The 23,828-nt window shown below is 73.9% G+C and carries 20 protein-coding genes; 8 read left to right on the forward strand and 12 right to left on the reverse strand.

Features of this window, described 5'->3' with window-relative positions; all coding sequences use genetic code 11:
- Window positions 1-173: 173 nt before the first annotated feature.
- Complete coding sequence (locus ACFWOG_RS18225) at window positions 174-2,669, forward strand: Tex family protein (RefSeq protein ID WP_380359608.1); 2,496 nt, start codon at window positions 174-176, stop codon at window positions 2,667-2,669.
- 120 nt (window positions 2,670-2,789) lie between these two features.
- On the opposite strand, the gene ACFWOG_RS18230 is transcribed toward ACFWOG_RS18225, so the two are convergent.
- The 5 genes from ACFWOG_RS18230 to ACFWOG_RS18250 form a co-directional block, all read right to left on the reverse strand.
- Window positions 2,790-3,227, reverse strand: a complete 438-nt coding sequence (locus ACFWOG_RS18230; protein WP_329948107.1) for an SHOCT domain-containing protein — start codon at window positions 3,225-3,227, stop codon at window positions 2,790-2,792.
- A gap of 142 nt (window positions 3,228-3,369) precedes the next feature.
- Window positions 3,370-4,056 (reverse strand): NUDIX hydrolase, encoded by a 687-nt coding sequence (locus ACFWOG_RS18235; RefSeq protein ID WP_329948106.1) that lies wholly within the window; start codon window positions 4,054-4,056, stop codon window positions 3,370-3,372.
- On the reverse strand, window positions 4,053-5,213 hold the full coding sequence (locus ACFWOG_RS18240) for a type III polyketide synthase (protein WP_329948105.1): 1,161 nt from the start codon (window positions 5,211-5,213) through the stop codon (window positions 4,053-4,055). Before ACFWOG_RS18240 ends, ACFWOG_RS18235 begins: the two co-directional genes overlap by 4 nt.
- Before the next feature lie 143 nt (window positions 5,214-5,356).
- Entirely contained in the window at window positions 5,357-6,562 is a 1,206-nt protein-coding gene (locus ACFWOG_RS18245; protein WP_329948104.1) for a cytochrome P450, read from the reverse strand.
- Window positions 6,563-6,787: 225 nt separating this feature from the next.
- Window positions 6,788-7,402 carry a TetR/AcrR family transcriptional regulator gene (locus tag ACFWOG_RS18250; protein ID WP_380359611.1) on the reverse strand — a complete coding sequence of 205 codons (615 nt, stop codon included), beginning with the start codon at window positions 7,400-7,402 and terminating at the stop codon, window positions 6,788-6,790.
- A 166-nt stretch (window positions 7,403-7,568) separates the two neighbouring features.
- Here ACFWOG_RS18250 and ACFWOG_RS18255 point away from each other — a divergent pair, with 166 nt between their 5' ends.
- Window positions 7,569-8,363: an SDR family oxidoreductase gene (locus ACFWOG_RS18255; protein ID WP_329948102.1), complete on the forward strand. Its 795-nt coding sequence runs from the start codon at window positions 7,569-7,571 to the stop codon at window positions 8,361-8,363.
- A 106-nt stretch (window positions 8,364-8,469) separates the two neighbouring features.
- On the opposite strand, the gene cutA is transcribed toward ACFWOG_RS18255, so the two are convergent.
- Window positions 8,470-8,802 carry a divalent-cation tolerance protein CutA gene (gene cutA, locus ACFWOG_RS18260; RefSeq protein ID WP_329948101.1) on the reverse strand — a complete coding sequence of 111 codons (333 nt, stop codon included), beginning with the start codon at window positions 8,800-8,802 and terminating at the stop codon, window positions 8,470-8,472.
- 213 nt (window positions 8,803-9,015) lie between these two features.
- Between cutA and ACFWOG_RS18265 the strand changes: the two genes are divergently transcribed.
- The 3 genes from ACFWOG_RS18265 to ACFWOG_RS18275 all read left to right on the forward strand — a co-directional run bounded on the left by ACFWOG_RS18265 (window position 9,016) and on the right by ACFWOG_RS18275 (window position 11,566).
- Complete coding sequence (locus tag ACFWOG_RS18265; RefSeq protein WP_329948100.1) at window positions 9,016-10,110, forward strand: restriction endonuclease; 1,095 nt, start codon at window positions 9,016-9,018, stop codon at window positions 10,108-10,110.
- A gap of 124 nt (window positions 10,111-10,234) precedes the next feature.
- Window positions 10,235-11,152, forward strand: coding sequence for an SDR family oxidoreductase (locus tag ACFWOG_RS18270; protein ID WP_329948099.1), 918 nt, complete (start codon window positions 10,235-10,237; stop codon window positions 11,150-11,152).
- Window positions 11,153-11,200: 48 nt separating this feature from the next.
- Window positions 11,201-11,566, forward strand: a complete 366-nt coding sequence (locus tag ACFWOG_RS18275; protein WP_380359614.1) for a DUF6191 domain-containing protein — start codon at window positions 11,201-11,203, stop codon at window positions 11,564-11,566.
- On the opposite strand, the gene ACFWOG_RS18280 is transcribed toward ACFWOG_RS18275, so the two are convergent.
- Window positions 11,538-12,980: an SDR family NAD(P)-dependent oxidoreductase gene (locus tag ACFWOG_RS18280; protein ID WP_329948097.1), complete on the reverse strand. Its 1,443-nt coding sequence runs from the start codon at window positions 12,978-12,980 to the stop codon at window positions 11,538-11,540. The two genes, ACFWOG_RS18275 and ACFWOG_RS18280, sit on opposite strands and share 29 nt — an antisense overlap.
- Before the next feature lie 264 nt (window positions 12,981-13,244).
- Window positions 13,245-14,777 (reverse strand): carbohydrate binding domain-containing protein, encoded by a 1,533-nt coding sequence (locus tag ACFWOG_RS18285; RefSeq protein WP_380359616.1) that lies wholly within the window; start codon window positions 14,775-14,777, stop codon window positions 13,245-13,247.
- 202 nt (window positions 14,778-14,979) lie between these two features.
- On the opposite strand from ACFWOG_RS18285, the gene ACFWOG_RS18290 reads away from it, so the two are divergent.
- Window positions 14,980-15,729, forward strand: a complete 750-nt coding sequence (locus ACFWOG_RS18290; protein WP_380359618.1) for a GDSL-type esterase/lipase family protein — start codon at window positions 14,980-14,982, stop codon at window positions 15,727-15,729.
- 109 nt (window positions 15,730-15,838) lie between these two features.
- Window positions 15,839-16,795, forward strand: a complete 957-nt coding sequence (locus ACFWOG_RS18295; RefSeq protein WP_380359620.1) for an aldo/keto reductase — start codon at window positions 15,839-15,841, stop codon at window positions 16,793-16,795.
- Between the two features lie 145 nt (window positions 16,796-16,940).
- On the opposite strand, the gene ACFWOG_RS18300 is transcribed toward ACFWOG_RS18295, so the two are convergent.
- The 4 genes from ACFWOG_RS18300 to ACFWOG_RS18315 form a co-directional block, all read right to left on the reverse strand.
- Entirely contained in the window at window positions 16,941-17,564 is a 624-nt protein-coding gene (locus tag ACFWOG_RS18300; RefSeq protein ID WP_380359622.1) for a GNAT family N-acetyltransferase, read from the reverse strand.
- Window positions 17,565-17,638: 74 nt separating this feature from the next.
- Window positions 17,639-18,316, reverse strand: a complete 678-nt coding sequence (locus ACFWOG_RS18305) for a nitroreductase family protein (RefSeq protein WP_329879382.1) — start codon at window positions 18,314-18,316, stop codon at window positions 17,639-17,641.
- 107 nt (window positions 18,317-18,423) lie between these two features.
- Window positions 18,424-20,061, reverse strand: coding sequence for an ABC-F family ATP-binding cassette domain-containing protein (locus tag ACFWOG_RS18310; protein WP_329948093.1), 1,638 nt, complete (start codon window positions 20,059-20,061; stop codon window positions 18,424-18,426).
- 178 nt (window positions 20,062-20,239) lie between these two features.
- On the reverse strand, window positions 20,240-21,478 hold the full coding sequence (locus tag ACFWOG_RS18315; protein ID WP_329948092.1) for a hypothetical protein: 1,239 nt from the start codon (window positions 21,476-21,478) through the stop codon (window positions 20,240-20,242).
- A gap of 751 nt (window positions 21,479-22,229) precedes the next feature.
- Here ACFWOG_RS18315 and ACFWOG_RS18320 point away from each other — a divergent pair.
- The coding region (locus tag ACFWOG_RS18320; RefSeq protein WP_380359624.1) for an ABC-F family ATP-binding cassette domain-containing protein at window positions 22,230-23,828 on the forward strand (1,599 nt) is incomplete at its 3' end.

Here is a 23,828-nt window from a genome sequence, read left to right on the forward strand (position 1 = left end):
GCGGTCCCGCCGGAGGGACGGCCGCGCACCGCCTCCTCACCTTCCTCCACGCCGCCCGCCCGTCCCGTCGCACCCGCGCCACGCCCGGGGTGGTGGGGGCGGGCGGGGGTGTCGTCGGCAGCTGCCAGAATGCGGGGGTACGGACAGCAACTCTGAAGAAGGTGACCGGCTTCGTGACCACGCCAGTCGAACAGGCGGCCCGACAGGCCCAACAGGCGATCGAGCGGAAGATCGCCGAGGAGCTGGGCGTCCGCGAGGGACAGGTGAAGTCGGCGGTCGATCTGCTGGACGGCGGTGCGACGGTTCCGTTCGTGGCCCGCTACCGCAAGGAGGCCACCGGCTCGCTGGACGACACGCAGCTGCGCACGCTGGAGGAGCGGCTGCGGTACCTGCGGGAGTTGGAGGAGCGGCGGACGGCCGTCCTGGAGTCGATCGAGGCACAGGGCAAGCTGGACGACGCGCTGCGTGCGCAGATCCTCGGCGCCGACTCGAAGGCGCGGCTGGAGGACATCTACCTGCCGTTCAAGCCGAAGCGGCGCACCAAGGCGCAGATCGCCCGCGAGGCGGGGCTGGAGCCGCTGGCGGACACCCTGCTCGCGGACCCCTCGCAGGACCCGGCGGCGCTCGCCGGGACGTTCCTCAACGAGTCCGTCGCCGACGCGCCCGCCGCGCTGGAGGGCGCCCGGTCGATCCTGGTCGAGCGGTTCGGCGAGGACGCCGACCTGGTCGGCTCGCTGCGCGAGCGGATGTGGACGCGCGGCCGGCTGGTCGCCACCGTCCGCGACGGCAAGGAGCAGGACGGCGCCAAGTTCGCCGACTACTTCGACTTCGCCGAGCCGTACACCAAGCTCCCCTCGCACCGCATCCTCGCGATGCTGCGCGGCGAGAAGGAGGAGGTGCTGGACCTCGACCTCTCCCCGTTCGACGGCGAGGAGGCGGGCGACCTGCCCGGCGCGAGCGACTACGAGCAGCGCATCGCCGCCCGGTTCGGGGTCGCGGACCACGGACGCCCGGCCGACAAGTGGCTCGGCGACACCGTCCGCTGGGCCTGGCGCACCCGCATCCTGGTCCGGCTCGGCATCGACCTGCGCGGCCGGCTGCGCCAGGAGGCCGAGGACGAGGCGGCGCGCGTCTTCGCCGCCAACCTGCGCGACCTGCTGCTCGCCGCCCCGGCGGGCACCCGCGCCACCATGGGCCTGGACCCGGGCTTCCGGACCGGCGTGAAGGTCGCCGTCGTGGACGCCACCGGCAAGGTGGTCGCCCACGACACGATCTACCCGCACCAGCCGGCCAACAAGTGGGACGCCGCGCTGGCGACCCTGGCGGCGCTGGCGAAGAAGCACTCCGTCGACCTGGTCGCGATCGGCAACGGCACCGCCTCGCGGGAGACCGACAAGCTGGCCGAGGACCTCCTCACGCGCCACCCGGAGCTGAAGCTCACCAGGGCGATGGTCAGCGAGGCCGGCGCCTCGGTCTACTCGGCCTCGGCGTTCGCCTCGCAGGAGCTGCCCGACCTGGACGTGTCGATCCGCGGCGCGGTCTCGATCGCCCGCCGGCTCCAGGACCCGCTGGCCGAGCTCGTCAAGATCGACCCCAAGTCGATCGGCGTCGGCCAGTACCAGCACGACCTCAGCGAGGTGAAGCTCTCCCGCTCGCTGGACGCGGTGGTCGAGGACTGCGTGAACGCGGTCGGGGTGGACGTGAACACCGCCTCCGCACCGCTGCTCACCCGGGTCTCGGGCGTCACCGGGACGCTCGCCGACAACATCGTGGCGCACCGCGACGCCAACGGGCCGTTCCGCACGCGCAAGGCGCTGAAGGACGTCGCCCGCCTCGGGCCGAAGGCCTTCGAGCAGTGCGCGGGCTTCCTGCGGATCCCGGACGGCGACGACCCGCTGGACGCCTCCGGCGTCCACCCGGAGGCGTACCCGGTGGTGCGGCGGATCCTCGCCGCCTCGGGAGGGGAGCTGCGCGAGCTGATCGGGAACGGCACCCGGCTGCGGGCGCTGCGGCCGGGCGACTTCGCGGACGACACCTTCGGCATCCCGACCGTCACCGACATCCTCGGCGAGCTGGACAAGCCGGGCCGGGACCCGCGACCGGCCTTCCGCACCGCGACCTTCAAGGAGGGCGTCGACAAGATCGGCGACCTGGAGGTCGGCATGGTGCTGGAGGGCGTGGTGACCAACGTGGCCGCGTTCGGCGCCTTCGTGGACGTGGGCGTCCACCAGGACGGGCTGGTGCACGTGTCGGCGCTGTCGAGGAACTTCGTCAAGGACCCGCGCGAGGTGGTCAAGCCGGGCGACATCGTGACCGTCCGGGTCACCTCGGTGGACGTGCCGCGCAAGCGGATCGGGCTCACACTGCGGCTGGACGACGAGGTCGGGCGCGGGGCCGGGGACCGCGGCGGAGACCGCGGCGGTGAGCGGCGCGGTCCCGGTGAGCAGGGCGGACGCCAGCGGCAGGGCGGCGGTGGCGGTGCCGGTGGTAGCGGTGGTGCCGGTGGTGGCCGCCCGCCGCGCCAGGACCGGCGCGGGTCGGGCGGCGGCTCCGCCGCTCCGGCGCCGGCGGGGAACAGCGCCATGGCGGACGCGCTGCGGCGGGCCGGGCTGACCGGCGGTGACCAGCAGGGTCGCGGTTCGGGTGACCGGCGGTCCGGGCGGCGCTGACGCGGTGAGCCGAGCCGGCGGGCCCGCGGGCGGGGGAGCTCCCGCGCCCGCGGGCCCACCCGCCGCCCGGCGGTCCGTCGGCCGGCGGGTGGGCGGGCTGCCGGGCGGGCCCGGGCCCGGTCACACCAGGAGCTTCTCCTTGGCCCGCTGGTAGTCCTCCTCGGAGATCGCCCCGCCGGCCTTGAGCTCGGCGAGCTTGGCGAGGTCGTCGACGTGACTGCGTGAGCCGGTCGCCCCGGTCCCGCCTCCGGACCCGGCCTCGCCCGCCGGAGTGCTGCCGGCCGCCTCCCGGATGTACTGCTTGAACGCGGCATCGGACTGCCGGGCCTGGGCGACGTCGCGCTCGCCCATGCTCCTGCCGCGGGCGATGACGTAGACCAGCACGCCGATCAGTGGCAGCAGGATCACCAGGAGCAGCCAGCCGGCCTTGGCCCAGCCGCCGATGTCGTGGCTGCGGAAGATGTCCGTGATGATCTTGAACAGCAGGAAGAACCAGAGGATCCAGAGGAACAGCTCCAGCATCGTCCAGAAGATGTTGAGCAGCGGGTAGTTGTCCATGACGCTCCCGTCGGTGCAGGCCCGAGTCCCTTCGAGTCATACCACCGCCGGTCGGACACCACGGTCCGCTGTTGAGCCATTCCGGTGATCTTCAGGACGTGCGGGAACACCCCGGGCGCAGACTTCCGGAGCGGGCGGGCCCTCAGCCGGCGGAGGGGCGCTCCCGCAGCTCCACCGCCAACCCGATCAGCTCGCCCCACCACGCCTCGTGGCCGTCCAGCAGCAGCCGCTGCGCCTCGGCCGGCTCCACCGCCCGGACCTCGACGACCTGCTCGCCGTCGTCCGGATTGGTCGGGTCGGAGTCCACCGCGACCTCTCCCCAGCCCCAGAGCCAGGCCTTCTCGGGGTGCGGCTGCCACGGCCGGTACGGCTCGGTGTCCTCGGTGACGCAGCGGTGCGCGCCCAGCCAGACCGGCTCGCCGAGCAGCCGGGCGCCGGCCTCCTCGCGGAGTTCGCGCACCAGGCAGGACTCGACGGACTCGCGGTCCTCGCGGGTGCCGCCGGGCAGGAACCAGTGGTCGCGCTCGTCGCGGCAGAGCACCACCAGACCGTCGCCGGTGAAGCCCACCAGGTGGATGTTGGTGACCAGCTCGTCCGGCGGCAGGGCCGTGGAGAACTGGGCGTCGTAGCGGCCCCAGGTCCAGTACTGCGGCGCGTGCAGCGCGGGGAAGAGGGTGGCCAGCTCGGCCGCCCGGTCGGCGGTGGTGGCCGGGCCGGTGCCGGCCACCCGGTCGGCCGCGGCGGCCCGGTCGGTGGCGGCGCTGCGGGGGATCCGGGCGGTCCGGTCGGCTCTGGCGGCGGCGCCCGTACGGTCCGTGGTATCGGTCATTCGGTGATCGTAGTCCCGGCCGGGCGCAGCAGGGGGGCCGTCGGGTGAGTCAGCGTCAGCTCGGCGGTGTCGATCGCGCGCGGCCGGCGCGGGACCACGGCCTCCAGCGGTGCGCCGACCCAACTGCCCAGGGAGATCTCGGCGGTGATGCCGGGGCCGAATCCGGCGATCAGCCCCTGGGTGCCTTCGGTGACCTCGCCCTCGTCGAAGAGCCGGGCCAGTGCGTCGAAGACGACGGCGCTGGCGATGTTGCCGCGCTCGGTGAGGGTCGCGCGGGAGAACCGGAAGGCGGCCGGCTCCAGGTTGAGGAAGTGGCAGAGGTCGTCGAGGATGCGCGGGCCGCCGGCGTGGACGATGTAGAAGCCGAGGCCGGAGACGTCCCAGGCGTGGTCGGTGGCGAGTGCCCGCAGGGCGGGGGCGAGCATCTCCATGGTGCCGGGGACGCGCTTGTCGAGCTGGAAGTGGAAGCCGGTGTCCTTGACCCCGTAGGAGATCCAGTCCTCGGTGTCCGGGACGAGGTGCGAGCCGTTCCGCTCCAGGTGGATGCCGGCGCCGCCGCGCCCGCGCAGCACGGCGGCGGCGATCGCGTCGCCGAACAGGCCGTTGGAGAGCAGCGAGCCGACGCCGATGTCGGTGGGCTGGTAGCAGAGCGAGCAGAACTCGCAGGCCACGATCAGCACGTTGGCGCCGGGGTAGGCGCGGCAGAAGTCGTGCGCCCGGTTGACGGCGGCGCCGCCGGCCGCACAGCCGAGTTGGGCGATCGGCAGCTGACGGGTGTCGGAGCGGAAGCCCATGGTGTTGATCAGCCACGCGGTCAGCGAGGGCATCATGAAGCCGGTGCAGGAGACGTAGAGGATCAGGTCGATGTCCCGGGCGCCGAGTTCGGCGTGGCCGAGCGCGCGCTCGACCACCTCGGGGACGCGGCGCTTGGCCTCGCGCTCGTAGACGGTGTTGCGCACCGTGAAGCCCGGGTGGGCCAGGGTCTTCCCGATGGGCTGGACGAGGTGCCTGGTCCGCACCCCCGTGTTCTCGATCAGCCGCAGGGCGAGTCCGAGTTGGGGGTGGCCGGCGTGCAGGGTGCGGGCCAGGTCGAGGGTCTCGTCGAGGGTGATGACGTGCTCGGGCACGGCGATGGCGGGTCGGCAGAGTGTTGCCATGGGTGGACTCCCCTGGTGGCCCGGGCGGGGCGGTGGGTCGGCGCGGGCGGTGGCCTACGGATGCGTGGGGCGGGCGCCGCCGCGCGGGCGGGTCGGCGCGGTGCCGCCGGGGCGGCTGCGGGGGCGGTGCGGCGGGGAGGCGGTCACCAGGCGATCGGGAGGGTCTGCGGGTAGCGCCAGATCGAGCCGGTCTGCCAGTCGAGTTCGGCGGGCGGGACGGCGAGCCGCAGGCCGGGGAAGCGCCGCAGCAGGGTGCCGATGGCGACCTGGAGTTCCATCCGGGCGAGGTGGGCGCCGAGGCAGTGGTGGGTGCCGTAGCCGAAGGTCATGTGGTTGGCGGTGCCGCGGTCGAGGTCCAGCTCGTCGGGTCGCTCGAACATCGCCGGGTCCCGGTTGGCGGCCAGGTAGGAGACGTGCACCGGCTCGCCTGCGCGGATCAGCACGCCGCCCAGCTCGACGTCCTCGGTGGCGACCCGGGCGATGCCGACGCCCTGCCGGAACGGGATGAAGCGGAGCAGTTCCTCCAGGGCGCGCGGCAGCATCTCGGGCTGGGCGCGCAGCTTGGCGAGCTGCTCGGGGTGGGTGAGGAGGGTGTAGGTGATGTTGGAGAGCTGGTAGGTGCTGGTGTCGTGACCGGTGACCAGCAGGACCATGGCCATGACGGCGAGTTCGTCGTCGTCCAGCAGCTCGGCGCCGTCCCGTGCGGTGGCCAGCGCGCTGATCAGGTCCTCGCCGGGCGAGCGCCGCCGCGCGCTCGTGAGCTCGGCGAAGTAGGCGCGCAGGGCGGCTTTGGCGTTGACCTGCCCGGCGCCGCTGCCGGGACCCATCGTCATCATCGCGACGGCGTGGCCGCGGAGTTCGGCGCGGTCCTGCTCGGGGATGTCGAGCAGCTCGCAGATGGTGGTGAGCGGGAGCCGGCTGGAGAGGTGGTGGACCAGGTCGGCGGGGGCGCCGTGCTCCTCCATCCCGTCCAGGTAGCCGTCCACGACGCCCTGGGTGTGGGCGCGCATCCGCTCGACCTGGCGGTTGGTGAAGCCCTTGGCGACCAGGCGGCGGAGCCGGTTGTGGGCCGGCGGGTCCATCAGGTTGATCGACTCGACCTGGGCGATCGGGGCGGGCGTCATCCGGGGCAGGTCGCGGCCGATGCCGGCGGCGCGACTGAACCGGCGGTCGGTCGTCACGACGCGGACGTCCTCGTAGCGGGTGGCCAGCCATGCCTCGCCCTCGCCGTGCGGGAGGCGGATCCTGGCGATCGGCTCCTCGGTGAGCAGGCGCTTGAGGAGCGGGTCGAACTCCAGGCCGTCGGTGTGGTTGAAGGGGCAGTCCCACACGGGGGCGGAGGTAGTCACGGGCTGATCCAGGGGCCGGTGTGCTGCCGCCCGACCGGGGTCGTTCGGGCGCGGACGTGCTGATGTTCCCCCATCTGGCCGCGAAAATGTGGACAAGAGAGATTGTTCCCTCGATCGAGGGAGATAGATGATTATCGTGCGATAAAGGGCAGTTGGGGGCTCCGGATCGCCGCCTGATCGGCGCGTTCCCCGTCCGGCACGTCGGAGGGCGTGTCGGAGGACATGTCAGGGGGCGGGTCGGAGGGCGGTGCGCGGGCCGACGCCGTGGAGCAGGGTGTCGACGATCCTGGCCGCGAGCGCGTCGGGGTCCGGGTCCGGGGCGGGGTCCGGGCCGGTGGCGTGCTCGCCGTGGAGCGCTTCGCCGATGAGGGCGTAGAAGACGCGGCGGACCCATTCCAGGTCGGCGTCCGGGGCGATCAGGCCCTGGGCCCTGAGCCGGCCGAGCAGGTCGACGCAGCGGCGGGCGATCTCGTCGTGCGTCCGCAGGGCCCGGTCGCTCTCGGTGGCCGCCGTTCCGAGGGCGAAGCCCCAGGCGCCCTTGACCCGCAGCACGTTGGCGGTGGCGCGGTGCAGTGCGACGAGCGGCGGCGCGGTCTCGGGGTGCCCGTCCTCGATGGCCTCCGCGAGCTTCGCCGCCGCCTCGGCGGCCAGGGCGTCGACCAGCGCCTGCCGGTTGGCGAACCGCCGGTGGACGGTGGTCCGGGTGACCCCGGCGGCCTCCGCGATCTGTTCCATGGACGCGCCGGGGTTGACGGCCAGGACGCGCTCGGCAGCGGCCAGGATCGCTCGGACGCTGCGCTCGGCGTCGGCCCGCAGGGGGCGGCCGGCCGTCTTGCTCATCTGTTGCCTCCAATGGGGTCGTCCCCGGAAACGGTACAGCCGGGGAGAGGCTCCCCAAATAAATGACACACATGTGTTGCGGATAACTCTTGATCCGATACTGTGGTGTTACAGATAGCGGGCGTCGCCCCGGCTCCGCACTGTCCAAGAGAGAAGGAGCACCACTGTGCGCACCACCGCTTTGATCACCGGCGCGTCCTCCGGCCTCGGCGCGGAGTTCGCGGCCCAGCTCGCCGCGCGCGGTCACGACCTCGTCCTGGTGGCCCGCTCCGCCGACCGCCTCGAAGCCCTCGCCGAGCGGCTCGGAAAGGCCCACGGGATCACCGCCCACGTCCTCGTCCAGGACCTCTCGGCGCCGGATGCCGCCCGCCGCGTCGGCGCCGAACTGGCCGACCGGGGCCTGACCGTGGACCTGCTGGTCAACAACGCGGGCTTCGGCACCTGCGGCCGGTTCGAGGAGATCGACGGGTCGCGCGACCACGACCAGCTGATGGTGAACGTCGTCTCGCTCGTCGACCTCACCCATGAGCTGCTGCCCGGCATGCTCGCCCGGGGGCGGGGCTCGGTGGTCAACGTGGCCTCCACCGCCGCCTACCAGCCGACGCCGTACTTCGCCGTCTACGGCGCGTCCAAGACCTTCGTGCTCAACTTCAGCCTCGCGCTCCGCCAGGAGTACCGCCGGCGGGGCATCCGGGTCCTCGCCCTCTGCCCGGGGCCGGTGGAGACCGCGTTCTTCGAGGTCATCGGCACCCGGAAGGCCGCCGTCACGGGCAGGTTCGACTCTCCCGGGGCGGTGGTCCGGGCCGGCCTGCGCGCCCTCGACGCCGACCGCTCCTACGTCACGCCGGGTCTGAGCAACTTCGCGGGTGCCCACCTGGTGCCCCGCCGGCCGCGCGGCCTGGTCGCGGCGATCGCCGAGCGCGTCACGCGCGGCGTCCGGGACGCGGCCCGGGTGGCGTGACCCGGCACGTGATCCGGCGGCGTGATCCGGCGGCGTGACCCGGCGCCGTCGCCGGGCCGCCGGGCCGGTGGTTCGGCTCGCCGGTTCCCTGTGCGCGCTCGCCGCCCTACCGGTCCGCGGTCTCGGCGTTCACCCAGTCCAGGTACGCGGCGCTTCCGGTCACCACCGGAACGCCGACGACCTCGGGGGTGTCGTACTCGTGCTCCTCTTCGACGAAGCGGGCGAGCGGGCCCGCCAGTGCCGCCCGGGTCTTGAAGTCGATCCGCCACTCGGCACCCTCCTGCACCTCGCCCTCCCACCAGTACACCGACCGGATCGGGTACACCTGCGCGCACGCCGCGAGGCGGGCCCGCACCACGTCCGCCGCCAGGGTCCGGGCCTTCGCCTCGTCGTCGTGGGTCGTCGTCACCACGACGAAGGCGCGATCTGTGGTCGTCATGCCGCGCAGCCTAGGCGGTTCGGGGCCGGTTCGAGTCCCGGCCCGGATCCGGGGCGGCCCCCGGGCCGGTCCGGGGCCCGCTCCGGAGGGCGGGGACGCGTCGTGTCCAATCTGAAATCATCATCTGTGAGACAAAACTGACGGAGTGTCGAAAAATCCCCTACGGTTGCGCGTGCCAGCAGCACACCGCACGTCACCGTCAAGGGAGCACCTATGTCCCGGAGCCGGAAGCTCCACCGCGTCAGCAACCCCGACACCACCGAGCGTCGCGCCCAGCGGATGCTGTTCCGTCACCTCCGTGACGACACCAACGCGAACCGCGGCCGGATGGCGAAGCGGGTGCGCGAGCTCCAGCTCCTGCTGGCGATGGACCCGGTCGAGTTCGAGCAGCTCGTCGCCCGCCTGATGGAGGCGATGGGCATGAAGGTCGAGCTCACGGCCCGGTCGAGGGACGGCGGGGTGGACGTGCGCGGGATCGACACGGACCCCTTCCGCGGCGGGAACGTCATCGTGCAGGTGAAGCGGTACCGGGACACGGTGACACCGTCAGCGGTGCGGGACCTCTACGGCACGCTCCAGCACGACCGGGCCGCGACGAAGGCCGTGCTCGTCACGACCAGCAAGTTCGGTCCCAGCTCGCACCAGTTCGTCGGGGGCAAGCCGATCACCCTGATCAACGGTGCCGAGCTGGTCGGGCTGCTCAAGCACCACGGCTTCCACGAGGTGTTCACGGTCGCCGAGGCGGACGTCGACGGCCCGGAGGCCGACGGCGAGGGACTGCCCGGGATCGAGGTCGCCGCCGAGCCGGCCCGACTCCTCCTGCACTGGACCGGCGAGGACGAGTACGACATCGCCGCCCTGGTCTGCCAGGGGAACAGGGCGATGTCGGACGAGCACCTGGTGTTCTACAACAACGGTTCCACGCCCGACGGTTCGGTCCGGCTGGTCACCGGCTACGACGACGCGAACGCCTGCCTGATGGTCGACTTCGACGCGCTGCCCGCCGAGGCCGACCGGCTCGTGATCATCGCCGCGGCCGACACCGAGAACCATCCGGCGGCGACCATGGCCGGTTTCGCCGGTCCGGCCCTGATCCTCGAAGCCGGCGCCGACCAGCCCGCGGCCGTGGCACACCTGGCCGACGGGGCCGGGACCAACACCGCGATGCGGCTCGGACGGTTCGACCGCGACACCGACGGGAACTGGGACTTCACCCCCGCCCTCGCCGGGTACCCGGGCGGACTGCGTCAGGCCGTCGTCGCCTACGGCCTGGAGGTCGAGGAGGCCGCACCGGAACCGGTCGGGTAGCGGCTGCCCGGCGCGACCGCGCCTGCGCACGCCCCCGCGCCCGAGCCCGCCCCCGCCGTGCCGCCACGCCGGGTGCGGCCCCGGCGACGCCGCAGCGCGGGACCTCCGGCGTAGGCTCCGGCGCATGCCGAGGACACTGGAGAACAAGGTGGCCCTGGTCGCCGGAGCGACCCGAGGCGCAGGCCGGGGGATCGCCGTCGAGCTGGGTGCACAGGGGGCGACCGTGTACGTGACGGGGCGCAGCACCAAGGGGAAGCGCTCGGAGTACGACCGGCCGGAGACCGTCGAGGAGACCGCCGAACTGGTCACGGCCGCGGGCGGCACGGGCATCCCCGTGGTCTGCGACCACCTGGAGTCCGCCCAGGTCGAGGCCCTGGTGAGGCGGATCGACACCGACCAGGGCGGCCGGCTGGACGTCCTGGTCAACGACGTCTGGGGCGGCGAGCTGCTCTTCGAGTGGGACAGCACGGTCTGGGAGCACGACCTGGACAAGGGCCTGCGGCTGCTCCGGCTCGCCGTCGACACCCACGCGATCACCAGCCACCACGCGCTGCCGCTCCTGCTGCGCACGCCCGGCGGGCTGGTGGTCGAGATGACCGACGGCACGGCCGAGTACAACGCCGACCGGTACCGGGTGTCGTTCTTCTACGACATCGCCAAGTCCGCGGTGCTGCGGATGGCGTTCGCGCTCGGTCACGAGCTCGGCCCGCGCGGGGCGACGGCGGTGGCCCTCACGCCGGGCTGGATGCGCTCCGAGATGATGCTCGACACCTTCGGCGTGACCGAGGCGAACTGGCGTGACGCGACCGGGCGCATCCCGCACTTCGCCATCTCCGAGACGACGTCGTACGTGGGCCGCGCGGTCGCGGCGCTGGCCGCGGACCCCGAGGTGTCCCGGTGGAACGGCCGGTCGCTCAGCAGCGGCGGGCTGGCCCGGGTCTACGGCTTCACCGATCTCGACGGCAGCCGTCCCGACGCCTGGCGGTACATGGTGGAGGTCCAGGACCCTGGCCTCCCGGCCGACACCACCGGCTACCGGTAGCTGCGGCGGAACCTCCCCGTACGGCCGGTGCGTTGGGCGGACGTGGTAATGGTGACCGTGGTGATCGTCCTCGTGGCGCTGGTGACCGGGCTGGTCGCGCTGGTGTGGGCCGGCCAGGCGGCGCGTCGGGCCCGGCTGACCGGGCGGGCGGCCGGACCTGCGAGGTCCGGCGGCGCCGTCGTGCCGGGGATGACGGCGTTCGAGGAACTGCACGCCCTGTTCAGTGCGGGCAAGCGCGTCCAGGTCGAGCAGCGTCAGGCCCGGCTCGTCCTGCGTGACGACGACCGGGCCGGCGCCCCGCCCCGGACGGGTGTCGACCTGGACGCGGGCACCGCGGTCCTCCGACGAGGGCAGGACCGGGGACGGGGGACGGGGGAGGGCGGTGTCACCACGTCGCCTCCCGGTAGTCCTTGAGGAAGGTGCCCGAGACCGGGGAGCCGGCCTCGCCGCGCACGATCGGGTCGTAGACGCGGGCGGCGCCGTCGACGATGTCGAGCGGGGTGCGGAAGCCGTCGGCGGCGAGCCTGGTCTTCTTCGGGGCCGGGTTCTCGTCGGTGATCCAGCCGGTGTCGACGGCGCACATGTGCACGCCCCGGGCAGCGAGTTCCTCGGCGCTGGTGCGGGTGAGCATGTTGAGCGCGGCCTTGGCCATGTTGGTGTGGGGGTGCCCGCCGGTCTTGTTGCGGACGGCGAACCGGCCCTCGACCGCCGTGACGTTGACGATGTAGCGGCGCGGGTGGGGTGAGGCGAGCAGCAGCGGAAGCAGCCGGTCGCAGAGCAGGGCCGGGGCGAGGGCGTTCACCAGCTGGGTCTCCAGCAGCTCGGCCGGATCGAGCGAACCGAGCCGGGCCGACCAGGAGTTGGCCGGTGCGAGGTCGGGCAGCAGCCCGGCCTCGTCGGTCGGGTCGGCCCGCTCCGGCAGTACGGCGGGGGCCGGTGATCCGCCCGGGAGGGCGAGGCCGGTGGTCGGCCAGGCCGGGGTGAGCGCGGGCATCGGCCGGAATCCGGGCGCGTGCACCACGGCGCGGGCGTCGGCGGCGGCCAGTGCGGACCGCTCGCCCGCGGCGAGCCGGGCGTACGACTCCGGCGGGCGCCGCAGGGTCTGCGCGGCGTTGTTGACCAGGATGTCCAACGGGGCGCCCTCGGAGCGCAGCCGGTCGGTGAGGCCCAGGACCTGGCGGGGGTCGCGCAGGTCGATGCCGACCACGGTGAGCCGGTCCCACCACTCCTCGCTGCCCTCCGCCGCGCGGAAGCGGCGCACGGTGTCGTGCGGGAACCGGCTGGTGACCACCAGCCGGGCGCCGTCGCGCAGCATCATCAGCGCCAGCTGGTGGCCGATCTTCACCCGGCCGCCGGTCAGCAGCGCACGGCGGCCGTGCAGATCGGTGGAGAGGGCGCGGCGGGCGGTGTTGTCGGCGGCGCAGGAGCGGCAGAGCATGTGGTAGAAGGCGTCCACCTCGCGGTAGTGCTGCTTGCAGACGTAGCAGCGGCGCCCGCCCCGGAGCCGGCCGACGGACCCGGCGGTGGGCCCCCCGGCGGGCCCCGTGTCGGGCCCCGGGGCGAGCGCGGCGTCCTCGCGGCGGTCGCGCGCGCCGGTGGCGGTGGCGGCGAGCAGTTCGGCGTCGGCGGCGCGGGCCTCGGCGCGCAGGGCCTGGCGGCGGCGCTTGCGGCTCTCGCGGACGAAGGACTCCAACTGGCGCTCGGCGTGCTGCCTGGTCCGGTGGTCGGTGGGCAGGGCCCGCAGGCGGCCGAGGGTGCGGCTGAACGCGGCCAGCTCCTCGGGGGAGACCTCGTCGGTGGTCGTGTCGTCGTCGCTCCGGACCGCCATGTCCGTCCCCCTTGTGCTGCTGCCGAGTGGTCCCGCGAGGCGGTCCCGGCCGGAGGCGAACCGGCGTGTCCGCCGTGAGGGAGCGGCGCGCCTGCCTCTGCGCGGCTCCCGGGCCGTGGGAGGACTGTAGCGGGAGGCTCGGGAACGCACGATCGAATATCCCGGGAGGGGGGCGGGAGGCCCCGGACGTGCCGGTGCCGGTGGTTCCCGCCCGGAGGAGGGGGGGACCACCGGCACCCGGGTGCGCGTCGGAGCGCCGGCGGGTCAGCCGGCGTAGGGGGCGAGGATCTTCGCGAACTCGTACGGCTGCTGCGGGATGTTGGTGCACTTGAACAGACCGCCGGTGCAGGCGTTCGCGTCCCGGGTGGCGTCCCAGAAGGACAGCATGCCGAGGTGGTGCTGCCGGGCGAAGGCGACCAGCTGCCGGGCGTCCGCCTGGTCGTAGACCTGGTGGTCGTCGTTCTCGCCGATCATCGGCGTGACCCCGACCGTGGCCCACAGCTGGGCGTCGCTCTTCGCCGGGTACAGCACCTTGAGCTGTCCGTACAGCGACTGCGCGGCCTGCACGGCGGCGTCGCCGTAGTCGGTGCCGGCCCGGTAGTAGTCCATCGCCATGATGTTGACGACGTCGACGTTCACACCGGCGTCCCGGGCCGAGCGGACGATGGCGACGCCCTCGGCGGTCAGACCCTCGGGCAGCACCGGCAGGGTGAACGAGACCCTCAGCCCGGGGTGGGCCTTCTGCAGCCGGGCCAGTGCGGCGGACCGGCGCTCGTTGGCTGCGGTGTCGGCGATCGCGGCGCCCTCGATGTCGAAGTCGACGTGGCGCAGGCCGTAGGCGTTCACCACGGCCTCGTACTCGGCGAACAGCGAGTCCACCGTGGTGCAGGCCGCGGCGAGTTCGGTGCCGCCGGCGCCGCCGAAGGAGACCTTGACGTCGCCGCCGGCCGCGCGGAGCGCGTCGACCTGCTCCTTGGCCCAGCCGGTGCGCGGGTCGTAGGCGTTGAACCAGCTGGCCCTGCAGCCGACTCCGGTGACGAAGCCCATGGTGAAGGACTTGAGGTTGCCGGCCGCGGCCATCGCGGGCAGCGACGGCGTGGGCCAGGCGCCCATGTCGATGTACGGGGCCACCGGGAGAGCCACGCCCGGCGCCGGGGTGGCCGGGCCGGTCGGGTTCGGCGTGGTCGGCGGGGTGCTGGTGGGCGGTGCGGTGGTCGGCGGCGCGGTGGTGGGCGGCGGGGTGCTGGGGGTGCCGCCGGGCCCGGAGAGCGTGACGTCGTCGGCCAGGTAGGCGCCCTGCCCGTACCACCCGTGCAGGTAGACGGTGACGCCGGTGGTGGCCGGCCCGGTGGTGAAGGTGGTGGAGAGCTGGTGCCAGCCGCTCCCGCCGGGCGTCCAGACGGCGGGGTCGGTGACGCCGTTGCCGGTCGCGCCGAGGTACACGTACTGGCCCTGGACCCAGGCGCTCAGCGTGTACTTGGTGCCGGGCTGCACCGCGACGGTCTGGCCGCACTGCGCGGTGTCGCTGCTCCCGGCGGCCCCCCGGAGCGCGTACGAGCCGCCGTGGGCGCCGGAGCCGGTCACGCTGCCGGTGGTGCCGGAGCAGCTCCACGGGCCGAGCGTGCCGCTCTCGAACCCGGCGTTGCCGAGCAGGTTCCCGTCCGCCGCACCGGCGTTCCCGGCGATGGTGGCGAGCCCGCCGGCGGCGAGGGCGACGGCGCCGGCGAGACCGAGGAGTTTGGTCCGGGTGGACGGTCGGCGGTGTCGGGCGGGGGCGTCGTGGGGCGCGCGTGGCATGGGGGTGCCTCTCGGGGACGGGGCCGCCGCCCGTCGCGCGAGGGGGAGGTGGCGCGACGGGCGGCGGTGGAGAAGGTGGTCCGGTGGGGGAGTTGCGCGGTGCTGCCCAACAAACTGGACTAGACCTCCTGGGCACGTCAAGAACCTCCGGTGCATCGGAGGCAGGTCGCAGCCGGGCTTACGTGGACCTTAAGGTTCCGGCATGACCGGAGACATGACGAGGAATCTGCGCATCTGCTTCATCGGGGACTCCTTCACCCAGGGCGTCGGTGACCCGGAGTTCCGTGGCTGGGTGGGCCGGGTGATGGCGGCCACCTGGGCCGACCTGGTCGGGAGCGCGGCGGGCGGGGTCGGTTCGGCGGGCGGGGTCGGCGCGGTGGGCGACGGGGCCGGCGCGGAGGAGGGCGGGGGCGCCCGGTCCGCCGACGTGACCGTGTTCAACCTGGGCGTCCGGCGGAACACCTCGGCCGACGTGCTGGCCCGCTGCTGGACCGAGACGGGGGTGCGCGCACTGCCGGGGGCGGACAACCGGCTGGTGCTGTCGGTGGGCGCCAACGACACGACGATCGAGGACGGCCGCCCCCGGGTCGAGCCGGAGCAGTGCCTGGCGAACGTCGCCGACCTCCTCGACGGTGCCCGCGAACGCGGTTTCGCGGCCCTCGTGGTGGGACCGCCGCCGGTGGCCGACGGGGGCGAGGAGCGGCTGGCCCGGCAACTGGAGCTGTCCGGGGGGATCGCCGCCCTCTGCGGCGCCCGCGGAGTGCCGTTCGTCGACGTGACGCGCGCACTGGCCGAGGATCCGCTCTGGGTCGCGGAGGCCCTCGCGGGGGACGGCGCGCACCCGGGCGCGGGCGGGTACGGGCGGCTGGCGGAGCTGGTGCTGCGGGGAGGGTTCCGCGAGTGGCTGGCGGACGGCCGGGTGCGGCACGCCGCGGTGGCCGGCCGGGCTTGACCTAGAGCGCACTCGAAGGGACAGGCTGTTCACCGGTGAGCCACCCGGTGCCGCTTCCGGGCCGCCGGGAGCCGAACCACCCGCCGTTGACCCACGAAGGAGAACCGTCATGCGCAACGCCACGCTCGGCAGCGAGGGCCCCGAGGTCGGAGTGATCGGCCTCGGTTGCATGGGGATGACCTGGGCCTACGACCCGCAGAGCCGCGACGACGAGACTTCGATCGGCGTGATCCGGCAGGCCCTGGACCTCGGCGTCACGCTGATCGACACGGCCGACATCTACGGCCCGTACAGCAACGAGGAGGTGGTCGGCGCAGCCCTGGCCGGCCCCCACCGGGAGCGTGCGGTGCTGGCGACCAAGGTGGGACTGGTGCCCGGCAGCGGCACCGAGCGGGTGGTCCGCAACGGCCGGCCCGAGCACGTCCGGCAGGCGATCGACGCGAGCCTGCGCCGGCTCGGCACCGACCACGTCGACCTGTACCAGCTGCACCGGGTGGACCCGGAGGTGCCGATCGAGGAGACCTGGGGCGCGCTGGCCGAGGCGGTCGAGGCCGGCAAGGCCCGCCGGATCGGGCTCTCCGAGGTGGGTGTCGAGGAGATCAAGCGGGCGCAGGCGGTGCACCCCGTGGCGTCCGTGCAGTCCGAACTGTCGCTCTGGACCCGGGACGCGCTGGCCGAGGTGCTGCCGTACACCGAGGCGGAGGGCATCGCCTTCCTGCCGTTCTCGCCGCTCGGCAGGGGCTTCCTGACCGGCAGCATCTCGTCCTTCGACGAGCTGCCGGCGGACGACTTCCGCCGCTCGCTGCCGCGCTTCCAGCAGGACGCCCTGAAGGCGAACCTGGCGCTGGTGGAGAGGGTCGGGGCGGTCGCGGAGCGGGTCGGCGGGACGCCCGCCCAGGTGGCGCTGGCGTGGGTGCTGGCGCAGGGGCGGTACGTGCTGCCGATCCCGGGCACCAGGACGCCGCGCTACCTGGTCGACAACGCGGCGGCGGCCGAGCTGGTGCTCTCGGCGGCCGACCTCGCCGAGCTGGACGCGCTGCCGGCGGCGACCGGCGGGCGGTACTGAACCGCCCCGTGCGGCGGTCCGCCCGGTCCGCCCGGCACACCCGGCGTGCCCGGCGTGCCCGGCGGGGCGGTGGCCGTCGCCGGCGGTCACCGCCCCGCCCGGTGGCCGCGCCCGGCCCGGCGGCGACGGCCCCGCCCGGCCGCGCTCAGTGCCCCTTGACCCAGACCATCTTCCGCCCGGTCTCGCCCGGTGCCCGCAGCGCGGCGCCGGTGACCCGGTCGAGCCGGTAGCCGAGCCTGCGCGGCACGGCGGCGCTGGCGGTGTTGGCCTCGTCGCAGTGGATCTCGATCCGCCCGATGCCGGGCAGGGCCAGCGCCGCCTCCGTCACGGCCCCGGCCGCGGTGGTGGCGATGCCCCGCCCGAGGTGGTCGGCGCTCAGCCAGTAGCCGAGTTCCAGCGCGCCCGGGCCGATCCGCCCGTGCAGGCCGAACGAGCCGATCACCCGCCCGGGTTCGGCGTCCAGGCCGACCAGGTAGATGAAGTCGGTGCCGGCGTCCCAGGCCGCGGAGCCGGCCACGGCGAGTTCGGCGGTCTGGGCGGGGGTGGGTGCCTCGGCGGCCCACTCCAGCCAGGGCCGCAGGTGTTCCAGGTTGGCCCGGACTGCGGCGTTGAGCGCGGGTGCGTGGACGGGGGACCGGCGGTGCAGCGTGATGCCCCCGGCCGGCCGCAGGAGTTCCGGCGGCCGGCCGGGGGTGACCGCCCCGGGGGCGGTGCGCGGAGTCCCGGGCCTGGGCACGTCCCCGCACGGTTGTGGCATGACGTGGCTCATGACAGCGATTATGGCGACGTCCTGTACCTGTCACCACCGGCCGTCGCCGCGCGGCGGCACCGCCCGGGGGCGCGTCAGAGGCGCACCAGCACCTCGTCGAGCTCCTTGCGCTGCAGATCCGGCACGCGCGCCCCCTCGGCGGGGTAACCGACCGGGATCACGTAGGCGGCCCGTTCCTCCAGGGGCCGTTCGCACACCTCGTTGAGGAACTTCATCGGGCTCGGGGTGTGGGTGAGGGTGGCCAGGCCCGCCTGGTGCAGCGAGGCGAGCAGCAGGCCGACCGCGATCCCCACCGACTCCTTGGTGTAGTACGGGCGTGGCGAGTTGGGGCCCTTGTGCACCTCGAAGACGACGATCACGGCCGGGGCGTCCTCCAGGAACGGCTTCTCCCAGTCGGTGCCGATCGGCGCCAGTGCGGCCAGCCACTCCGGGGAGGCCCGGTGGGCGTAGAACTCGCGCTCCTCCGCCTCGGCGGCCTCGCGCAGCCGCCGCTTGCGCTCCGGGTCGGTGATCACCACGAACCGCCACGGCTGGACGTGCGCGCCGCTCGGCGCGGTGTTGGCGGTACGGATCGCCCACTCGACCACGTCGTCCGGGATCGGACGGGTCGAGTAGTCGCGGACGGTCCGGCGCTGCGCCATCACGTCGTGGAAGGACCTGCTCCGTGCCCCGGCCTCGTGGGCGGGCACCGTCATCGGGCGGAGCGGGACGCTCGGGTACGGCGTCCCGGCTGCCACAGTGCTGTCAACCATGGGCGACAGCACAGCACATGACGACCGGCCGGGGAAGGGGTCAGGTTCGGACCACATCCCCGGGCCGGTCGCGCGGACCGGTGCTCGCGCCCGGACGGCCGGGCGCCTCAGCTCTCCTGCACGCGGCCCCCGCCGACCTCGATCCGCCGGTTCACCGAGACGGTGTCCAGCATCCGGCGGTCGTGCGTGACCAGCAGCAGCGTGCCGGTGTAGGAGGCCAGCGCCGACTCCAACTGCTCGATGGCGGCCAGGTCCAGGTGGTTGGTGGGCTCGTCCAGCACCAGCAGGTTCACCCCGCGCGCCTGGAGCAGCGCGAGCGCGGCCCGGGTCCGCTCACCCGGGGAGAGGGTGCCGGCGGGGCGCCTCACGTGCACCGCCTTCAGGCCGAACTTGGCCAGCAGGGTGCGCACCTCCTCCGGCGACAACTCCGGTACGGCGGCGGCGAACGCGTCGGACAGCGGCTCCCCGCCGAGGAACAGCCCGCGTGCCTGGTCCACCTCGCCGACCACCACGCCGGAGCCCAGGGCGGCGCTGCCGGAGTCGAGTTCGAGGCGTCCGAGCAGTGCGGCCAGCAGGGTGGACTTGCCGGCGCCGTTGGCGCCGGTGATGGCGACCCGGTCGGCCCAGTCGATCTGGAGGTCCACCGGGCCGAGGACGAAGTCCCCGCGCCGGACGGTGGCCCCGCGCAGGGTGGCGACCACGGAACCGGAGCGCGGCGCGGTGGCGATCTCCATCCGCAGCTCCCACTCCTTGCGGGGCTCGTCGACCACGTCCAGCCGCTCGATCATCCGCTGGGTCTGCCGCGCCTTGGACGCCTGCTTCTCGGTGGACTCGGTCCGCATCGCGCGGCCGATCTTGTCGTTGTCGGAGGACTTGCGGCGGGCGTTGCGCACGCCGTGCTCCATCCAGCCGCGCTGCATCCGGGCCCGGGCCTCCAGACCGGCCTTGGTGTCGGCGTACTCCTCGTACTCGTCACGGGCGTGCCGACGGGCCGTCGCGCGCTCCTCCAGGTACGCGTCGTAGCCGCCGCCGTACAGGTTGACCTGCTGCTGGTGCAGGTCCAGCTCCAGCACCCTGGTCACCGTGCGGGCCAGGAACTCGCGGTCGTGGCTGATCAGCACGGTGCCCGCGCGCAGACCCTTGACGAAGGACTCCAGCCGCTCCAGGCCCTCCAGGTCGAGGTCGTTGGTGGGCTCGTCGAGCAGGAAGACGTCGTAGCGGGAGAGCAGCAGCGAGGCGAGACCGGCCCGGGCGGCCTGGCCGCCGGAGAGCGCGGTCATCGGCAGGTCGAGGGAGACCTTCAGCCCGAGCGAGTCGGCGACCTCCTCCGCCCGCTCCTCCAGGTCGGCGCCGCCCAGCTCCAGCCAGCGGTCCAGGCTCGACGCGTAGGCGTCGTCGGCGCCCGCCACGCCGTCCACCAGGCCCTGGGTGGCCTCGTCCAGCTCGGCCTGCGCGGCGGCGACCCCGGTCCGGCGGGCCAGGAAGTCGCGGACCGACTCGCCCGGGCGGCGCTCCGGTTCCTGGGGGAGGTGGCCGATGTTGGCGGAGGCCGGGCTGAGGCGCAGCGAGCCGCCCTCGGGGGTGTCCAGGCCGGCCAGCAGGCGGAGCAGGGTCGACTTCCCTGCCCCGTTGACGCCGACCAGACCGATCACGTCGCCGGGGGCGACGACCAGGTCCAGGCCGGAGAAGAGGGTGCGCTCGCCGTGGCCGGCGGCGAGGTCCTTGACGACGAGTGTGGCGCTCATGATGGACCCGATTCTAGGCGGGCCGCGGGGGCCGGTGCGGGGGAGGCCGGGGACCGCCGGCCGGGGGCGCGTGCGAGGGGTGCGGGGGAACTGCCGTCCGGGACCGTCGGGAACGCCGCCGGGGCCGCAGCGGAGGTGCTGCGGCCCCGGCGGGGGCGGGCTCAGAACGTGCCCGAGGTCACTTGCTCTTCTTGGAGAAGTAGTCCAGCGCGTGCTGGGCCACGTCGTCCAGGTACGGGCCGGCCTCCCAGGTGTTGTCGGACCCGCCGATGGAGGTGTCCGAGACCAGCACCTGCTTGCCGTCCTTGGTGGTGAACCAGCCGCCGCCGCTGTCGCCGCCGGTGCCGTTGCAGCCGGTCATCAGCATCGTCGGGCGGGCCGGGTCCATCGAGCGGCGGGCCGGCTTCCCGCTGTCGCAGTGCTCCAGCTCCATGCCGTCGAAGGGCTTGCCGGCCGGGTAGCCGTAGCTGCTCACGGCGGTGATCTGGTCACGCGGGGCGTTGAACCAGATCGGCACCGAGCCGCCGACGACCTCCTCCAGGGACCTGCCGCTGCCGTCCGGGTTGGCCACCCGGAGGATGCCGAAGTCGTACTGGCTCCACGGGCCGCCGTTCTCCGGGTCCGCCTCGCCCGCCCACTGCGGGGCGATCACGCCCGCGACCGCGCCCCACTCGCCGTACGGCTCGGCCTGCGCGAGGGAACCCTGCTTGCCGCCGCTCAGCGCACCGGTGCTGTTGAATGCCGGGGCGAAGGTGATGTTGGTGTGGTACTTGCCGCCCTTGCCGCCGTGCAGGCAGTGGCTCGCCGTCCACACCAGGTTGCTCCGGCCGGGGTTGGCCGGGTCGGAGACCACGGTGCCGGAGCAGACGTACTCCTCGCTGCCCTTCTGGAAGAACAGCTTGCCGTTCACGTGGTACTGCTTCGCGAACGGGTGCGGGACGGGCTTCTCCTCGATCAGCTTCGGCTGCGGGTCGTTGCCGCCGTCCCCCGGGGGCTGCGTGGTCGGCTGGGCCGGCCGGCTGGGCTGGGCCGTGGGCTGCGCGGGTGGCTGGGTGGGCGCCGCGCCGGTGGGCTGGGCGGCCGTCGGCTGCGCGGTGGGCTGCCCGCCCGGGCCCGGCTTGTAGGGCTTGGCCTCCAGGATCTTCTGCAGGTCCCAGTAGCCCTTGACGGCCGGGGTGATCACGTTCTGCTGGGCCCACTTGTCCCAGTCGTCGAAGTTCCACTTCTTCAGCTCGTCGACGCTGGGCAGCTTGAGCGGCGCCGCACCCGGCTTGTCGGTGGTTCCGGCGGTGGCCGCGGCGGTCGGCGCCGCGACCGGGTCGGTGTTCTCCGGGCCGCACGCGGTCGCGACGACCACGGTCAGTGCGACGACGGAGGCGCCCAGCGCGGCGCGCGTCGCCCGGGATATCGGTGACATGTGTTCAGTTCCCCCTGTGGATGCACGCCACGGCGCCGCGCGGCCCGGAAGCCCGCGGGTGTGGCGGTTGTGGCAGGGGAGGAGTCTGCCACGCGGTGCGGACCGGTCCCGGTCCCCGGAGCGGTCCGGGGCGCGGCTGTCACCGGATCGGCACGCGATCGGCACGGAACGCCCAACGGAACACTGAACGGAACGCCCGACGGAACGCCGGGGCGGGCGGCAGGGCAGAGCAGGGCAGGGCAGGGCAGAGCTGGTGGCAGGGGGGGGCGGGGCGGCCTGCGGATCGGTGGGCGAGCGGTGGATCCCCACGTCGGCGCCCGGTCGGCGGGACCGTCGGGGGAAAACCGGTTGCACGGCCCTGCGCGCCTTCGTAGCGTGGTCCCCGTCAGCCGCCAGAACAGGAGAAGGCCGTTGCTCTACTGAGGTCCCGAGACACCGCCCCCGCCGCGCCGCAGCCATGTCGCTGCCCGCGGTCCGTGAGTGTGCGAGTGCCCGACCTCAGTGGTGAGCCGACCCGGCGTCCCCCGTCCTGCTGACGACCCCGGTCGCCCGTTCCCGGCCCACCCCTTCCGGCCTCCGCCTCCCCCCGCGGTGTCTCCCGTGTTGCCCTGCGACCCCGAGTCGCCCCGCGACCGCACCGCCGTTCCGCGACGCCGCCGTTCCACGGCCGCGTCCCCGCCGGACGGCCGTCGGGCCGCTCCACGACCACGGCCGGTGACCGGCCACGTCCGGCAATGCCCGGGAGGCTTCCATGGCACAACCCACCACCTCGCTCCTCTGCACCGACCTCTCCTTCGAGTGGCCGGACGGCAGGCCCGTCCTCGACGGCTTCCACCTCGCGGTCGGCCCCGGGCGCACCGGACTGATCGGGCTCAACGGCGCCGGGAAGTCCACCCTGCTGCGGCTGCTGGCCGGTGAACTCACCCCCGCCTCCGGCACCGTCAAGGCGGCCGGGGAGATCGGCTACCTGCCGCAGGGCCTCACCCTGGACACCGCCCTGCGGGTCGACGAGGCGCTCGGCGTCCGGGCCGTCCGCGAGGCCCTGCACGCCGTCGAGGCCGGCTCCACCGACCAGCGCCACTTCGACGCGGTCGGCGACGACTGGGACGTCGAGGAGCGCGCCCGCGCCCTCCTCGACCGGCTCGGCCTGCACCGGCTCGACCTGGACCGCACCACCGGCGAACTCTCCGGCGGGGAAGCGGTGCTGATGCGCCTCGCCGCCCTGCTGCTGCGCCGTCCCGACGTCCTGCTGCTCGACGAGCCGACCAACAACCTCGACCGGGCCGCCCGCGAGCGGCTCTACGAGACGGTGGCCGGCTGGGGCGGCGTGATGGTGATCGTCAGCCACGACCGCGAGCTGCTCCAACACGTCGACCAGATCGCCGAACTGAGGGACGGGCAGGTCTCGTGGTACGGCGGCAACTTCGCCGAGTACGAGCGCACCGTCGCCGCCCAGCAGGAGACGGCCGAGCGGCTCCTGCGCAGCGCCGAGGCCGACGTCGAGCGCCAGAAGCGGGACCTCACCGAGGCGCGGACCAAGCTGGATCGCAGCGCGAGCTACGGCAGGAAGCGCTCGGTCACCCGCAACGATCCGCACATCTTCGCCGGGAAGCTCAAGCGCCAGGGCCAGGAGACCGCCGGCCGCCTCCAGGGCATGCACACCGAGCGACTTGAGGAGGCGAGGCGCCGGCTCACCACCGCCGAGGAGGCGGTCCGGGACGACGCCGAGATCCGGATCGACCTGCCCCGTACCGCCGTTCCGGCGGGCCGCACCGTCCTCACCCTGGACAAGGTCCGACTGCCCTACGGCGCCACCGCCGACCTCGACCTGCGCGGACCGGAGCGGATCGCCCTGGTCGGCCGCAACGGATCCGGCAAGACCACCCTGCTGCGCACCATCGCCGGTGAACTCGCCCCGCTGCAGGGCGAGGTGACCACACCGGTGCCGCTGCGCCACCTCCCGCAGCGGCTCGACCTGCTGGACGACGGCCTGACGGTCGCGGGGAACGTCAAGCTGTTCGCGCCCGGTGCCGGGGACAACGCGATCAGGGCCCGGCTCGCCCGCTTCCTGTTCCGCGGCGGCCGGGCCGACCAGCTCGCCGCCACGCTCTCCGGCGGCGAGCGGTTCCGCGCGACGCTGGCGGCGCTGCTGCTGGCCGACCCGCCGCCGCAGCTGCTGCTGCTCGACGAGCCGACCAACAACCTCGACCTGGCCAGTGTCCGCCAGCTCACCCAGGCGCTCGCCGCCTACCGGGGCGCCCTGGTCGTGGCCAGCCACGACCTGCCGTTCCTGCGCGGCCTCGGGATCACCCGCTGGCTGGAGCTGGACGGCGAGCTGAGGAGGGTGGAG

Source organism: Kitasatospora sp. NPDC058406 (genome assembly GCF_042722765.1).
In the GTDB taxonomy this organism is placed as follows: Bacteria; Actinomycetota; Actinomycetes; order Streptomycetales; family Streptomycetaceae; genus Kitasatospora.